At 72.4% G+C, this 15,038-nt stretch carries 13 protein-coding genes; 3 read left to right on the top strand and 10 right to left on the bottom strand.

What is annotated here, in order from left to right; translation table 11 throughout:
- The first annotated feature begins 32 nt into the window (after positions 1–32).
- On the top strand, positions 33–806 hold the full coding sequence (locus MXD64_RS14485; protein ID WP_139179657.1) for an alpha/beta fold hydrolase: 774 nt from the start codon (positions 33–35) through the stop codon (positions 804–806).
- Positions 803–1,558 carry an esterase/lipase family protein gene (locus tag MXD64_RS14480; protein WP_250891690.1) on the top strand — a complete coding sequence of 252 codons (756 nt, stop codon included), beginning with the start codon at positions 803–805 and terminating at the stop codon, positions 1,556–1,558. Before MXD64_RS14485 ends, MXD64_RS14480 begins: the two co-directional genes overlap by 4 nt.
- Before the next feature lie 63 nt (positions 1,559–1,621).
- Here MXD64_RS14480 and MXD64_RS14475 read toward each other — a convergent pair whose 3' ends face one another.
- The 4 genes from MXD64_RS14475 to MXD64_RS14460 form a co-directional block, all read right to left on the bottom strand.
- A complete protein-coding gene (locus MXD64_RS14475; protein WP_263136685.1) occupies positions 1,622–2,629 on the bottom strand; it encodes a LacI family DNA-binding transcriptional regulator in 1,008 nt (335 codons plus the stop codon).
- Between the two features lie 73 nt (positions 2,630–2,702).
- Positions 2,703–3,731, bottom strand: coding sequence for a Gfo/Idh/MocA family protein (locus tag MXD64_RS14470; RefSeq protein WP_263136684.1), 1,029 nt, complete (start codon positions 3,729–3,731; stop codon positions 2,703–2,705).
- Entirely contained in the window at positions 3,728–4,750 is a 1,023-nt protein-coding gene (locus MXD64_RS14465; protein WP_214533210.1) for a Gfo/Idh/MocA family protein, read from the bottom strand. Before MXD64_RS14465 ends, MXD64_RS14470 begins: the two co-directional genes overlap by 4 nt.
- A gap of 39 nt (positions 4,751–4,789) precedes the next feature.
- Entirely contained in the window at positions 4,790–5,443 is a 654-nt protein-coding gene (locus MXD64_RS14460) for a chloramphenicol acetyltransferase (protein ID WP_263136683.1), read from the bottom strand.
- Positions 5,444–5,484: 41 nt separating this feature from the next.
- Here MXD64_RS14460 and MXD64_RS14455 point away from each other — a divergent pair, with 41 nt between their 5' ends.
- Complete coding sequence (locus MXD64_RS14455; RefSeq protein WP_263136681.1) at positions 5,485–6,042, top strand: YbaK/EbsC family protein; 558 nt, start codon at positions 5,485–5,487, stop codon at positions 6,040–6,042.
- Here MXD64_RS14455 and MXD64_RS14450 read toward each other — a convergent pair.
- The 6 genes from MXD64_RS14450 to MXD64_RS14425 form a co-directional block, all read right to left on the bottom strand.
- On the bottom strand, positions 6,023–6,391 hold the full coding sequence (locus MXD64_RS14450) for a VOC family protein (protein WP_263136680.1): 369 nt from the start codon (positions 6,389–6,391) through the stop codon (positions 6,023–6,025). The two genes, MXD64_RS14455 and MXD64_RS14450, sit on opposite strands and share 20 nt — an antisense overlap.
- A 19-nt stretch (positions 6,392–6,410) precedes the next feature.
- On the bottom strand, positions 6,411–10,262 hold the full coding sequence (gene hrpA, locus MXD64_RS14445; RefSeq protein ID WP_263136679.1) for an ATP-dependent RNA helicase HrpA: 3,852 nt from the start codon (positions 10,260–10,262) through the stop codon (positions 6,411–6,413).
- Positions 10,263–10,301: 39 nt separating this feature from the next.
- Entirely contained in the window at positions 10,302–12,134 is a 1,833-nt protein-coding gene (locus tag MXD64_RS14440) for a thioredoxin domain-containing protein (protein WP_263136678.1), read from the bottom strand.
- Positions 12,135–12,225: 91 nt separating this feature from the next.
- Positions 12,226–12,756 (bottom strand): AAA family ATPase, encoded by a 531-nt coding sequence (locus tag MXD64_RS14435; RefSeq protein ID WP_017886963.1) that lies wholly within the window; start codon positions 12,754–12,756, stop codon positions 12,226–12,228.
- A 4-nt stretch (positions 12,757–12,760) separates the two neighbouring features.
- Positions 12,761–13,828, bottom strand: a complete 1,068-nt coding sequence (locus MXD64_RS14430; RefSeq protein ID WP_263136677.1) for an NAD-dependent epimerase/dehydratase family protein — start codon at positions 13,826–13,828, stop codon at positions 12,761–12,763.
- A 105-nt stretch (positions 13,829–13,933) separates the two neighbouring features.
- Entirely contained in the window at positions 13,934–14,794 is an 861-nt protein-coding gene (locus tag MXD64_RS14425) for a sulfurtransferase (RefSeq protein WP_159556077.1), read from the bottom strand.
- Between the last annotated feature and the right edge of the window lie 244 nt (positions 14,795–15,038).

Raw genomic sequence — 15,038 nt, 5'->3', positions numbered from 1 at the left:
CGGTGCTGCGAACCGCCGCGTAGCCTCGGCTCGTGCGCGCTGCTGTGGAGACCGTCCGGATCGACGGGCTGCCCGTGCGCCTGCACACCATGCCGTCGCGCGGGCCGGTCCGTGACGAGGCCGACCCCACCGTCGTGTTCGTCCACGGCATCGGGATGTCACACCGGTCCTTCGCCCGGTCGCAGCGCGCCGTCGCCGCCGAGCACCACACGATCAGCGTCGACCTGCCGGGGTTCGGCTGGTTGCCCGCGGCCGGTCGGCGGCTGTCGATCGAGGAGCTCGGCGACGTGGTGGTGCGGGCCGTCCGACACCTGGTCGACGATGACCTGGTGCTCGTCGGGCAGTCGATGGGCACGCAGGTCGTCATCGAGTCCGCCCGCCGTCACCCCGACGCCGTCACGGCGATCGTGCTCGTCGGTCCGGTGATCGACGCCGAGCGGCGATCGCTCCCGATGCAGGCGCTCGACCTGAGCCGCGACGGCTTCGTCGAGGGGGTCCGGATGAACACGGTCCTGGTCACCGACTACCTCCGGAGCATGCGCCAGTACCTGCGCGAGCTCGGGCCGATGCTCCGCTACCCGACCGAGCAGACGATCACCGAGGTCACGCAGCCCGTCCTCGTCGTCCGCGGCACCCAGGACCCCATCGCGCGGCACGACTGGTCGGCCCGGCTCGCGGCCGCTGCGCCGGACGGCACCTTCGTGGAACTGGCGGGGCCGCACCACGTGCAGGAACGGCAGCCGGACGCGCTCGCACGACTCCTCGAGACGTTCCGCAGCGCCGAGCGCCTGGAGGGACTCCGATGACCCGGCCGGCCACGTCGGGGACCGAGGCGGCGCGGACGACGCGATCCGGGCCTCCAGGCCGTGTCCCGTTGGTGCGGCGTGCCTGCTGGGCCGCACTCGACTGGGGGTACGCGGCCCGGTGGCAGGTCCGGAGCCTCGGCCCGACCACCGCGGACGACTACCGGACCGGCGACGGGCAGCCCGTCGTCGTGGTCCCCGGCGTCTACGAGACCTGGCACTTCATGCGGCCGCTGATGGACGCGCTCCACGACCGGGGACACCCGGTGCACGTGCTGCCGGTCCTGCGGCACAACCTGCGACCCGTGCCGGACTCGGCGCGTGCGGTGATGGCGTACCTGCAGGAACAGGACCTGCGGAACGTGCTCGTGCTCGCGCACAGCAAGGGCGGGTTGATCGGCAAGTACGCGATGACGCAGCTCGACCAGCACGAGCGGATCGACCGGATGGTCGCGGTGTCGACGCCCTTCGCGGGGTCGGTCTACGCGCGGTTGGCGCCGGTGCCGCACCTGCGGGCCTTCCGGGCGGCGGACCCGGTGTTGGCGGGACTGGCGCGGGAACTCGATGCCAACGCGCGGATCACGTCGGTGTACGGGGTGTTCGACACGCTCATCCCGGAGGGCAGCGAACTGCAGGGCGCGACGAACGTGCGGTTGCCGGTGGGCGGGCACTTCCGGATCCTCGGCGATGCGCGGACGCGGTCGGCGGTGCTGGCGGCTGCGGCTGACGGCTGTTCCAGCCGAGACTCGGCCTGACGGACAGTTCTCGCTGTTCCGAGGGCTCCGACTGTCCGCCGGGCCGAGACTCGGCCGACGCGCTCAGCGGGCAGCGACGCTCGCGCGCTCGACGATCCGGTGCGGCACCACGACGGTCTCCGGCGCGGCACTGCGGTCCGCGATCCGCCGGGTCAGCAGGTCGAGTGCCGCCGTCGCGAAGGCCCGACGGTCGAACGACACCGTGCTGAGCGACGGGATCGCGTACGCGGCAGCCTCGACGTCGTCGAACCCGATGACGCTGACCTGCTCGGGCACCCGGACCCCGCGGGCGGCGAGCACGTGCAGCACCCCGAACGCGATCGAGTCGGTGAAGGCGAAGACGGCGTCGGGCAGGGGGTGCTCGTCGAGCCAGGCCGCGAAGGTCGTCGCCGCGGCGCTCGTGGTCCACGCCGGTAGCGGGACGCGGAGCGACGGGTCGGGTGTGATGCCCGCTGCGGTGAGCGCTGCGGTGTACCCGCGTTCGCGGAGCTCGCTCGTCGCCGTCGCAGCCCCCTCCGGTGACGCGCCGACGATCGCGATGCGCCGGTGCCCGTGGGCGATGAGGTGTGCAGTGACCTGCTCGGCCGCCGCACGGCTGTCGACGTGCACCTGGTCGACGTGCTCGGGCTCGACCTCGCCGATGACGACGGTCGGCGGCAGCCCCTCGGTCGAGGCCAGGACACTCGCGCTGAGCGACACCGGGTTGAGGATCAGCCCGTCCACCAGGTGTGCGCGGGCGCGGGACACCAGTTCGCGTTCGAGAGTCGGGTCGTTGCCGGTCTGCTCGAGCTGCACGACCCAGCCGCGTTCGCGGGCGAGTTCCACGAACGACTGCGCGAGTTCGGCCGAGTAGGCGCTGCCCATCTCCGGCAGCGTCAGCGCGATCGCTCCCGAGCGGCCGTTCCGCAGCCCGCGGGCGGACAGGTTCGGCACGTAGTCGAGCTCGGCGACCGCGCGCTCGACGCGTTCACGGGTCTCCGGGCGCACGACCACGCCGCCGTTGACGACGTTGGAGACGGTCTTCGGGGACACCCCGGCGAGGGCGGCCACGTCCCGCACGGTTGCGCGCATCGGGACGAGCGTAGCGCGGGGGCGGGCAGGGGTGGGGCGGCGTGCGGCGACGGTGGCGCGGTGTGGTGCGGGGCTAGCCCGCGGCCTGCACCGCGACCGTCCGGCGCGTCCGCACCGACTCCTGCGCCGCCAGCACGATCGACAGCGTCCGCAGGCCGACCCCGACGTCCGGCTGCGGCTGCTCCCCGGACGCCACGGCCGCCAGGAACGTCCGGAGCATCGGCACGTCGTGGTCGGGCCCGTACCGGAGCTCGATCGGCCGGCCGCCCACGGCGTCGAGCCCGCGAGCAGCCGCCCCGAAGAAGTCCACCGACACCGTGCCGCCCGTCCCGGCGACGTCGAGCGTCAAGCCGCCCCACACCGGCGACGTGTCCGGTCGGCTCCACGAGCAGTCGATCGCCGCGATGGTGCCGTCGTCGTACGTGATGGTCACCAGGCCCGCGGTCTCGGCGTTCGCTCGGTCGGCGTGCAGCACCTGGTTCGCGACGGCGGTGACGGACACCGGCGTCGCTCCGGTCAGCCCGTCGATCAGGTCGGCGACGTGCACGACGTGGTCGACGAGGGCGCCGCCTCCGCTCAGCCGGACGTCGGTGAACCAGTCGCGGGCCAGCGGCAGCATGCCGTTGTTCGCGCCCCGCACCGAGAACACCGTGCCGAGTGCGCCGGAGTCCCGCGTCGCCCGCAGCCGGTCGAACGCCGAGGCGAAGCGCACCGGGAACGCCATCATCAGCAGCACCCCGGCGCGGTTCACGGCATCGCGGATGGCGAGGCCGTCCTGCCACGAGGTCGCGATCGGCTTCTCGCAGAGCACGTCTGCCCCCGCTGCCGCCGCGAGCTCGACGAACTCGCGGTGCCGGGCGTTCTCGCTCGTGACGATCACCGCGTCCGGGCCCCAGGCGAGCAGTTCGTCGACGGAGTCCGCGTACCCGGCGCCGAGCGCGCGTGCCAGTTCGGCTCCGCGCAGGTCGCCGAGTTCCGTCCCCGTCGACACCCCGCCCGGGTCCGTGCCGCGCACCTCGACATCGGGCATGGCCGCCAGGGCACCGAGGTAGCTGATGGCGTGCGTGTGGGCGAACGAGAGCACCCCGATCCGGAGCGTCACCGTGCGACCTCGACCGGCTGGCCGGACTCGATCGACTCGATCGCCGCGTTCGCGATCCGCACCGCGGCGACGCCGTCGTCGACGGTGACCCGGGGTGGCCGACCGCCGTCGAACGCTGCGAGGAAGTCGGTGAGCTCCAGCGCGTACGGGTCGGCGGCCGGGTCGACCGGCGGCAGGAAACCGTCGACGGACGCCGGCGCCGCCAGGTCGCTCCGGGTGTCCTCCTCGGCCCGGGAGGAGTGCGACAGGCTGCCGAGCGTCCCCGTCACCGAGTACTCCGTCGTGAAGGCCAGGTGCTGCGGCCCCCACAGCCCGGCGACGTGGCTGATCGCGCCCGACTCGTGCGTGAGCAGGACGTGCGCCGCCTCGACCGGCTCCGCCTCGGACCCCGCGCGGACGCTCACCGCCGACACCCGGGTCACCTCGCCCGCCACCCAGCGGGCGATGTCCAGGTCGTGGATCATCTGGTCCATCACGATCCCGCCCGACAGCGCGCGGTCGCCGAACCAGGGGACGTGGGTGGGGAAGGCGCCGGACCGCGAGAACCGCAACACCGCCAGGTCGCCCAGGAGGCCCGTGGTCGCGGCCTCGTGCAGGCGCGCGTAAGCGGGGAACCAGCGCACCACCTGGGCCGGGTAGAGCTGGACGCCCGCGTCCGCAGCGCGGGCCGCCAGGTCTGCCGCGTCCGCGTCGGTCCGGGCCAGGGGCTTCTCGGAGACGACGTCCTTGCCGGCGGCGATCGCCGCGCGGACCACCTCGGCGTGAGCGTGTGTCGGGACCACGACGTCGACGACGTCGACCGCGGCGAGGAGCTCGTCGAGGCTGTCGGCGACGGTGATCGTGCTGCCCTCGGCACGGGCGGTGTCGGCGAAGGCGTCGACGAGTTCGTGGGCGCCCTCGCGAGCGTGCACCACCACATCGCCCAGGCGGAGCAGTCCGGGCAGGTGCGCGACGGAGATGCCGCCCGCGCCGACGAGCCCGATGCGTTTCCGGGCGAGGGGCTCCGACTGTGGCGTCATGGGGTCAGCGTAGGAGATGCGGTCCGAGGACGGGCAGGGTCAGCCGAGCCAGCCAGGGTCGGTGAAGAGCTCCTCGAGCTCGCGCAGCAGCCGGGTCGTGTGGAAGCCGTCGGCAGCGGCGTGGTTGACGTGCAGCGCCAGGGGGAGCAGCGTCCGGTCACCAGCGGTCCGGTACCCGCCGAGTGTGATGATCGGCAGCAGGTGGTCCCAGCCGTCACGCACCTGCAACGAGAACCCGGTGAACGACGCCCCCGGCAGGGTCGACACGTCGAACACGTTGCCGGGGCGGTCGTCTTGCGGGAACATCCGGGTGTCGTCGCGGTACCGCTCGATCGTCGACACCGCGGCATCGTGGAAGGTGCCGAAGTCCTCGTCGTACGGCACGACCAGGGCGGAGAACGTCTCGGTGTCCGGGTGGAACACGGTGAACATCGGGTGGACGCGGTCCCACACGGCGGGGGAGCCGTCGTCCAGCAGCTGCATCCGGAACTCGTCGTGCCGGTTCACCACGGTCGCGATGGCCCAGAGTTGTGACGCGTAAGTCCGACGGCCGGTTGCTCGGACGCGCTCGACGAAGGCGGTGACGTCGAGCTCGACGGTCACCTCGTACGCGCACGGCACCCGCTGCCGGTAGTGCTCGAAGTGCTCGCGGCGGGCCCACTGGTCGACGTCGATCGCCCGGAGTTCGGTCATGACTCCACCCTCGTGCGGGATCGCTTCCCTACGGTGGAGCCATGCCGACGCTCGAACGTGTTCCCGCCCTGGTCGCCACCGGATTCCTCGCGATCCCCGTCGCCGAAGCCCTCGTCGCGTTGCCGAGCGACGTCCTGACGAAGATCGAGGGCGCACCGATCGACGCCGACCTGGCGGACACCGCCGCGTTCTCGGAGGCGTACGGCTACCCGCTGGCCGGCGGTGCCAACTGCATCGTCGTCGCGGGGAAGCGCGGCGACGAGGTCCGTTACGCCGCCTGCGTCGTCCTGGCATCGACGAAGCTCGACGTCAACCGCGTCGTGAAGCAGCTGCTCGACGTCCGCAAGGCGAGCTTCGCCCCGATGGACGAGGCGGTCGAGCTGACCGGCATGGAGTACGGCGGCATCACGCCGATCGGACTGCCGTCGTCGTGGCCGCTCTACATCGACGCGCGCGTCCTCGAGGCCCCCGAGGTCGTCATCGGTGCCGGGCGTCGCGCCGCGAAGCTGTTCCTGCCCGGCGCCGCACTCACCGCACTGCCGAACGTCACCGTGGTCGAGGGCCTGGCGACCGAACCGGTCAGTCCGACGGCCGGATGAGGCAGAACGGGTGGCCCGCGGGGTCGAGGTAGACGCGGAACGTCTCCGTGCCTGACCCCGTGGCCGTCGCGCCGATCGCGAGCACCGCGGCCTCGCCGTCGTCCAGGTCGTCGACCTTCACGTCGAGGTGGCTCTGCTGCGGGACCGTCTGCCCGGGCCATTCCGGCGGCTGGTAGTCGTCGACCTGCTGGAACGCCAGGATCGGACGGTGGTCGGTGAACGGGAGGGCGAGCTCCGCCCAGTCCTCGTCGAAGCCGACGATCTCCCCGCCGAGCAGCTCGGCGTAGAAGCGGGCGAGGGCGCGGGTGACCGGGCAGTCCAGGACCACGACGTCGAGTGTGCCGATCATGGCCGACACGGTAGCCCCATCAGCGCGCGGCGGTCAGGGCCTTCGTGATCCGCTGCAACGAGACGGTCTCGGCGGTCCCGAGTTCCTGCGCGAACAGGCTGAGCCGGAACTCCTCGAGCATCCACCGCGCGTGCACGAGCTCCGGGTGCGCCCCGACCGCGGGCGGGAAGACACCGCCGGCGTCGGTGTAGCGGTCGGTCGCCACGGTGACCTCGCGCATCCACGTGGCGTCGCGCCCCGGGTTCTGCAACAGCTTCTGCACGCGCGCCTCGATGCCCTGCAGGTACACGCGGATCCGACGCAGGCGGTCGAGCCCCGCGACGGCGACGAACCCGGGGAACACCAGGCGTTCCATCTGCTGCCGCATGTCGCTGAGGGCGGCGAGCAGCGACATCGAATTCGCCTGCTTGAGCGCTCGTTCGGCGGAGCGTTGCGCGGCCAGGACAGCCGCGACCTCGGACACGGCGGTGAACATCGTGTCGACGACGGTGGCCGACACTGCATCGCGGACGGCCTCGAACCCGGCCTTCGTGAAGACCATGCCGTCCGGGTGCGCGCGGCGGATGCCGGCGTCGACCACGGCGGCCAGGACGTCGTCGAACAGCGCGGCGGTCGACGGGTAGGGGCTGGCCGCGAGGGCGAGCTTCTCCTGCGCGGTCAGGTGCGACTGGATGTACGACACGGGCGACGGCACCGCGTGCATCACCAGACGACGGACCCCGGCGGGCATCCGGACGACGCGGTCGGACGGTGTGGCGAGCAGCTGCACGCCGACGGTCGCCTTCGGACCGGTGCCTTCCTCGACCAGGGACGGGTACGCCCGGATGACGCCGCCGGCCTGCTTGGTGTCGAGGGTCTGCGGCAGGTCCTGGTCGGGCCAGGCGGTGAGTCCGGACTGTTCCAGCGGGCGACCGGCGCCGGCGGACGCGACGCGAGCCGCGCCTCCTGACCGTCCCGCGCCCTTCGCCGTGGCGGAGGCGACGCTCTGCTGGGTCCGGTCCTTGAGCTTGGTCTGCAGGGCCGACAGGTCCTTGCCGGTCTCGACCCGGCGACCGCGCTCGTCGACCACCGCCCATGTCGGCAGCAGGTGTGCGGGGACGCGGGTCAGGTCGAAGTCGGACTCGGAGACCGGCACGTAGGTCATGCGCTGGATCGCCTTGGCGAGGGTGGCGCGGAACGACTCCGTCGGCTCGGTCGGGGCGTCGTCGGGCAGTTCGGCGACGATCTTCTCGGCCCAGTCGGCCGCCGGCACCACGTTCTTGCGGATCTGCTTCGGCAGCGACTTGATGAGCGCGGTGACGAGTTCTCTCCGGAGGCCACGGACCTGCCAGTCGAAGCCCTCCTCGCGCATCCGGGGCAGGAGCGCGAGGGGGACCTGCACGCTCACGCCGTCGTCCTGGGCGCCGGGCTCGAAGCGGTACTGGATGGCGAGGCGCTGGTCGCCGCTGTGCCACTGGGTCGGGTACTCGACGTCGTCCTCGGCCGCTTCGGCTGCGGATTCGTCCAGCAGGTCCGACCGGCGCATCGTGAGCAGGTCCGGCTGCTCGCGGCGGGTGGTCCGCCACCACCCCTCGAAGTCGCGGGTCGTCGCGACGTCGGCCGGGATGCGGGCGTCGTAGAACTCGTAGACGTTCTCGTCGTCGAGCAGGATGTCGCGGCGACGGGTGCGTTCCTCGAGCTGCTCGAGTTCCTTGCGAAGCTTCCGGTTGGCGCGGTCGAAGGCCTGCTGCGATTCCCACTCGCCCTCGACCAGGGCGTGCCGGATGAACAGCTCGCGGGAGTGTTCCGGGTCGATCCGCGAGTACTGCACGCGGCGGCGCTGCACGATCGGGACGCCGAACAGGGTCACGCGCTCGTAGGCGACGACCGCCCCCTGCTTCTTCTCCCAGTGCGGCTCCCCGTAGGTGCGCTTGAGCAGGTCACCGGCGAGCGGCTCCACCCACGCGGGGTCGATCCGGCCGACGGTCCGGGCGAAGAGCCGGCTCGTCTCGACGAGCTCGGCGGCCATCACCGCGTCGGGCTGCTTCTTCGCGAGCACACTGCCCGGGAACACCACGAACCGGGTGTTCCGGGAGCCGAGGTAGTCGCGCTTCTCGCGGTCGCGCAGCCCGATCTGGCTGAGGAGTCCGGAGAGCAGGGCCCGGTGCACGGCGTCGCCGTCCTCGGAGCGTGCCTGCCCGACACGGACGTCGACCTGCTTCGCGGCGCGGGAGAGCTGCCGGTACAGGTCCTGCCACTCGCGGATGCGCAGGTAGTTGAGGAACTCGGCCTTGCACAGCCGCCGGAACGCGCTCGACGACAGTTCCTCCTGCTGCTCCTCGATGTGGTTCCAGAGGTTCAGCAGGGTCAGGAAGTCACTCGTCGGGTCGGCGAAGCGGGCGTGCAGCTGGTCGGCGTGCGCACGCTTCTCGAGGGGGCGCTCGCGGGGGTCCTGGATGCTCAGGGCGCTGACGATGGCGATGACCTCGCGCCCGACGCCCTGGCGCCCGGCTTCGAGCACCATGCGACCGAGGCGGGGGTCGATCGGCAGCCGGGTCAGCTGCCGCCCGGACTTCGTGATGCGGCCGTCCTTGTCGACGGCGCGGAGTTCGCGCAGCAGGTCGAGGCCGTCCTTCACGCCCCGGCTGTCCGGCGGCTGCAGGAACGGGAACGACTCGATGTCCCCGAAGCCGAGCGAGATCATCTGCAGGATCACCGCGGCCAGGTTCGTGCGGAGGATCTCGGGGTCGGTGTACTCGGGGCGACGGCCGAAGTCGTCCTCCGAGTAGAGCCGGATCGCGATGCCGGCACTCGTGCGGCCCGCTCGGCCGGAGCGCTGGCTGGCGCTGGCCTGCGAGATCGCCTCGATCGGCAGACGCTGCACCTTGGCTCGCGGGGAGTACCGCGAGATGCGCGCCGTCCCGGTGTCGATGACGTACTTGATGCCGGGTACGGTGAGCGAGGTCTCGGCGACGTTCGTGGCGAGGACGACACGACGGCGGATGCCCGGGGTGTGCCGGCGCTCGAAGACGCGGTGCTGGTCGGCGGCGGACAGCCGGCCGTACAGCGGCAGGACCTCGGTGCCCGGATAGCGCTTGCCCTCGATCGCGTCCTGCGCGTCGCGGATCTCGTTCTCGCCGGACAGGAACACGAGCACGTCGCCCGGGTCCTCCTGCGCCAGCTCGTCGAGGGCGTCGGTGATGCCCTGCAGGGTGTCGCGGTCGTCGGCAGCGTTGCCGCTGTCACCGGTGCGGGAGTCCGACTCGTCGTCGGCGTCGTCGTCCTGGTCTTCGGCGACGAGGGGGCGGTACCGGATCTCGACCGGGTAGGTGCGGCCGGACACCTCGATGATGGGGGCGTCGTCGAAGTGCTTCGAGAACGACTCCGGGTCGATCGTCGCACTCGTGATGATGAGCTTCAGGTCGGGGCGCCGGGGGAGCAGCCGCTTCAGGTAGCCGAGCAGGAAGTCGATCGTCAGGGACCGCTCGTGTGCCTCGTCGATGATGATCGTGTCGTACCGCTTGAGGTCGCGGTCGAAGTGGATCTCGTTCAGCAGGATGCCGTCGGTCATCAGCTTCACGCGGGTCTCGGAGCTGACCTTGTCGGTGAACCGGACCTGGTAGCCCACGAGTCCGCCGAGTTCGCCGCCGCCCAGTTCTTCCGCCACACGCTCCGCGATGGTCCGGGCTGCGATCCGACGGGGCTGGGTGTGCCCGATGTGCTCCCGACCGAGCTCGAGGCAGATCTTCGGCAGCTGGGTCGTCTTGCCCGAGCCGGTGGCCCCGGCGACGATGACCACCTGGTTGTCACGGATGGCAGCCGCGATGTCGTCCCGCCGCTGCGAGACCGGCAGTTCGGGCGGGTACGTGATGACGGGCAGCGGAGAAGACATGAGCATTCCAGGATACAGGCGCGCCGGGCGGGAGGGGCGTCAGCCGATCTGCCCGGCCAGCGCGTCCGCCGACCGGGACGGCAGGTCACACACCCGGTCGTGGCAGACGTACGCAGCGGGGTCGAGCACATCGCGTCCCTCGAACAACGAGAACCCCGCCGCGGCCCAGTGGCGGGCCTGTTCCGGCGTGGTGGTGGCGACGACCGTGCCGGGGCGCCGAGCACGGTGTGCAACGGCCCGCATCGGATCGTCGGTGCTGCTCGTGACGACGACGATCTCCCGTGACGGCCGCTGCAGGGCGAGGGCGACACCGAGGGCGTCCGCGTGGCCCAGGGGGCGTTCGGTCCCGGTGCGGGCCCGGTCGGCGACGAGTCGTGCCGCGGCGGTCCGCAGTTCCTGGTCGCCCGTCAGCGCCCCGAGTGTCGCGGCGGCCGATGCCAGCGCCACCGTGCCGGACCGCATCGCGGTCTGCGGCTGTTCGCCGGTGGCCGTCCCCGCAGCGGCCAGCACCGGGTCGACGTCGAAGCGTTCGGCCAGACCGTCGTCGACGAGCGAGCGTGCGACGGTCGCGTAGGAGACCTCGCCCGACACCAGGGCCAGTTCGAGCAGCCCTTCGGCCAGCAGTCCGACGTCCTCGACGGTGGCCGGTGCCGAGGACACCCCGCGCGGTGTGCTGGACCGCACCGACACGTGGCCGTCCTGCACGTGGGCGGCGAGGACCGCGTCGGCCGCACCCCGGGCGAGCGCGACGAGTTCCGGATCACCGTGCCGTGCGCCGGCGATCGCGAGCCCCCGGATCGCCAGGCCGTTCCACCCCGTGAGCACCTGGTCGTCCAGCGGTGGTGGGTCGAGCTGTGCGCGCTCGGCGATCGGTCGGCGGTACCACTCGCCCTCGACCCGACGGCCGTCGATGGTCGATTCGCTGTCCTGTGCGGCGACGAACGCCCCGTCGGCGCGGCGCAGGGTGTCCCGCAGGAAGTCGGCGATGCCACGGGCCTGCTCGGCACCGGCGACCGCGAGCAGCCCCGCGTTGTCGGAGAGCATCTGTTCGTAGTGCGGCACGCTCCAGTCGCGCCTGGTGGCGTACCGGAAGACGCCGCCGTCGGCGTCGGTCAGCTCGGACGCGCGGATCGCGTGCAACGACCGGTCGAGCAACCCGTCGGCGTCGGCGTCGCCGTCGGCCGCCGCGTCGGCGAGGAACTCGAGCAACGGCGTGCTCGGGAACTTCGGCGCGCCGCCGAAACCACCGTAGGTGGTGTCCTCTGCCTGCAACAGCTGGCTCGTGACGGCCCGGACGGTGTCGACGGACGGGAGGCCCGGGTCGGCTCCGGCACCGCTCTCGCCCGAGCGGGCGGTCGCGTCCGCCACGGCGCCCTGCCGGATCGCCGTCGCGATGGCCGAGGCGTTCGCGTCGACCTCGTGCCGACGTTCGGTCCAGGCGTCGAGCACTGATGCCAGGATCTGCCGGAACGCCGGGACCTGCCCGACGGGAGTGGGTGGGAAGTACGTCCCCGCGAAGAAGACGTGGCCGTCGGGCGTCAGGAACGTCGTCAGCGGCCAGCCGAGCTGCTGCGTGAACGCACTCGCCGAGGCCATCAGGCTCGCGTCCACGTCAGGGCGCTCTTCGCGGTCGACCTTGACCGACACGAAGTCCCGCCGGAGCAGCTCGCCGATCTCCGGGTCGGCGAAGCTCTCGCGCGCCATGACGTGGCACCAGTGGCACGTGGCGTACCCCACGGACACCAGCACCGGGACCCCGCGCTCGCGTGCTTCGGCGAAGGCTTCGGGGCCCCATTCGCGCCAGTCGACCGGGTTGTCGGCGTGCAGCCGCAGGTAGGGGCTGACCGAGGTGCCGAGGCGGTTGTCGTTCATGGCTCCAGCGTGCCCTCGGGCGACTGGACGGACCACCGCTCGGGGGGATCTGTGGACGAGCTGCGCGCTGTGCACAGGCTGCGCAGGGGGATCAGCGCGGGAGCCATCCCGTGAGCGACGCGAGCCGTGCGGCCACCTGGGCGGGGCTCTGGCCGTCCGTGTCCACCCGGGTGACGGTGTCCGCGGTGGCCGAGTCGAGCCTCCCGGCCGTCCGCGTGCTGTGCGCGAGCTGCGCCTGCGGGACCGCGCCACCCGCCCGTCGTGCGAGCCGTTCGGCGGTCGTGTCGTCCGCGGCACGGAGCAGGACGACACGCACCAGCGGGTCGTCGCCCATCGCCGCAGCGAGGCGCTCGTGTTCGAGCACGGACACGGTGTTCGTGTAGACGAGCCGGTGGTGTCCGATCGCCCGGTAGCCGGCCCAGAGCGCGGCGAGGTTCCGCTCCGTCAGGTGCGCCTCGGGGTGTTCGACGTGCGGTGCCGGGTGGGCCAGGTCGAGCAGGTCGCCCTCGATCACCGCGTGCCGGACGTCCGCCGCGACGAGCAGGTCGTGCAGCGCCTCGGCCGCCGTCGACTTGCCCACGCCGGAGCGTCCGCCGATGAACAGGACCTCGGACCGGAACACCGTGTCAGCCCAGGTCGAGGGAGAGGAGTGCGAGTGCGGCGTCCTCGGGACCGTAGTCGAACAGGTGCTCCCAGAAGGGGTCGTCGGCCCACGGCACGTCGCCGTCCGCAGGGGTGGCGCGGGCGGTCTCGACGAGCCAGTCGAGTTCGGGAAGGACGGCGGTCGCGAACTCCGGCGGTTCCCATCCCAGTGCGCGTGCCGCCGTGGTGTCGAGGACGAACGGCGGTCGTGACGACCATGGCGTGCCGCCGACGAAGGCGGGCGCGTCCTCGTCGAGCAGGACCTCGTCGAACCGGTGGTCCAGGTGCCCGCCGATCGTCCGGACGATCTCGAGCGCGGTCGGGGCCGAGGCGTCCGCGACGTTGAGGATCCGGCGGTCCGGCGCGTCCGCGACCACACGGACGAGCGAGCCGATGCCGCTCGCCGCCGTCGTGTGGTCGACGCCGCGGCCGTGGTCGGCGAGCAGGACGCGTTCCCGGCCGTCGAGCACACGGCGGACGACGAACCACTCCCGTGGGCGGCCGATGCCGACGCCGTACACCTTCGACGGGCGGAGCACCGTGACCGGGGCACCGTGGTCGAGCAGGACCTGCTCGGCCGCCACCTTCGCGGCGCCGTAGCCGTCACGACTCGTCGGGTCGCCGTCGCCGGCGGTGACCGTGGGCTGGATCTCGGTGACCGCGCCGCCGAACACCGGCTTGTCGAGCGAGTTCGCGTGCCGCCCCTGCTCGTCGGCGTACACCGACCTGGACGACACGAAGACCGTCGAGCCGACGTCGTCGAGGAACGGCAGGAGCTGCTGGGCGTCGTCACGGGTCAGGCCGACGGTGTCGACGAGCAGGTCGGCTCCCGGGCGCAGCAGGTCGCGCAGGACGGACTGGTCGCGGCGGTCACCGGACGTGAACGTGGCGCCGGAGGCGGTCAGGGCGTCCGCTGCGGGGCCGCCCCGGCGGGCGAGGACGTCCACCTGCCAGTCGTCGCCGCCCCGGCCGGACGCGTCGAGGAGCTCGCGTGCGACCGCCGAACCGATGCCGCCGGTGCCGCCGAGGATGACCGCGCGTCTGGTGCTCATGGTGCAACGGTAGTGCGGCGCGGCCGTCGGCCGGCGGCAGTCAGCCGGCCGCAGTCAGTCGGCGGCCGCCGGCCAGGCGCGGCCGTCGTTCCGCGATCGGATCGGTCAGGACGCCAGTTGCTCGTGCCGCCACCAGTCGGCCAGCGAGCCGTCGTAGACCTGCACCCGGTCGTGCCCGAGCACCGTCAGGGCCAGGGCGTCGACGCACGCGGCGCTGCCCACCCCGCAGTAGGTGACGATCTCGTCGGCGCCGATCACCGCGGCGAAGGCCCGCTCGAGTTCGGCCCCGCGCAGGTACGCGTTCGTCTCGGGGTCCACCAGCGAGTCCGCCGTGATCGGGGTGCTGCCCGGCACGATCGGCGGGTGGTCGTCGCCCAGGGCAGCCCACGAGGCGGCGAACACCAGGGACGCCGGCTCTTCACCGGAGACGGCACGGGTCACGCGGTCGTGGTCGGCCCAGAGCGCGCGTTCTTCGCCGGCCAGGAACGCGCCGGCGTCGGGGCCGGACGGCGCCGCCGGCGCGCGGAGTGCACCCACGCGGACCGGCCGGCCTTCGTCGCGCCACTTCGTGAAGCCGCCGTCGAGCACCGCGACCGAGTCGAAGCCGAACGAGCGGAAGATCCACCACAGGCGCGCTGACCACTCACCGACGCTGTCGTCGTAGATGACCACGGTCGACGTGTTCGTCACGCCGAGCTGCCCCGCGGCGGCCTCGAAGCGCTCGGCACCGGGGCGGGTGAAGGGGACGTCGGCGTCGGCGGCCGAGAAGGCGTCGATCAGGTCGGCGAAGCGGGCGCCGGGCACGTGGCCGCGCTGTTCGTGGGCGTCGCGTCCGGGCAGCCAGGTGGTGTCGAACCCGGCCCCGACCGTGTGCACCGAGGCGTCGAGCACGACGAGCTCGTCAGCACCGAGGTGGTCTGCGAGCCACTGCGTCGACACGAGTGGTGAGGTCAGGACGGGGGCCATGCGGGCCACCATAATCCGCACCCCTGACGTGGGCCAGAGTCGTGGACACACGGCGCAACCGGGGGTGCGCGTGTGGGCGGTGACCGACGGTCCACCAGTCGTTCGACGAGTGGTCCGTCGGAACATGCGCGGGCACCGAGTGCGTGCGCATCCGTCGACGATGCACGCGTTGTTCGACAGGTGGATCGTCGTGAAACGGGTGTCGCCGCAGCCCCCCCACGCACAACGGCCCACCCCGGCAGTA

The organism is Curtobacterium sp. Arg-1 (genome assembly GCF_025643395.1).
GTDB classification, from domain to species: Bacteria; Actinomycetota; Actinomycetes; order Actinomycetales; family Microbacteriaceae; genus Curtobacterium; species Curtobacterium poinsettiae.
This window is presented reverse-complemented; position numbering and strand designations above follow the sequence as displayed.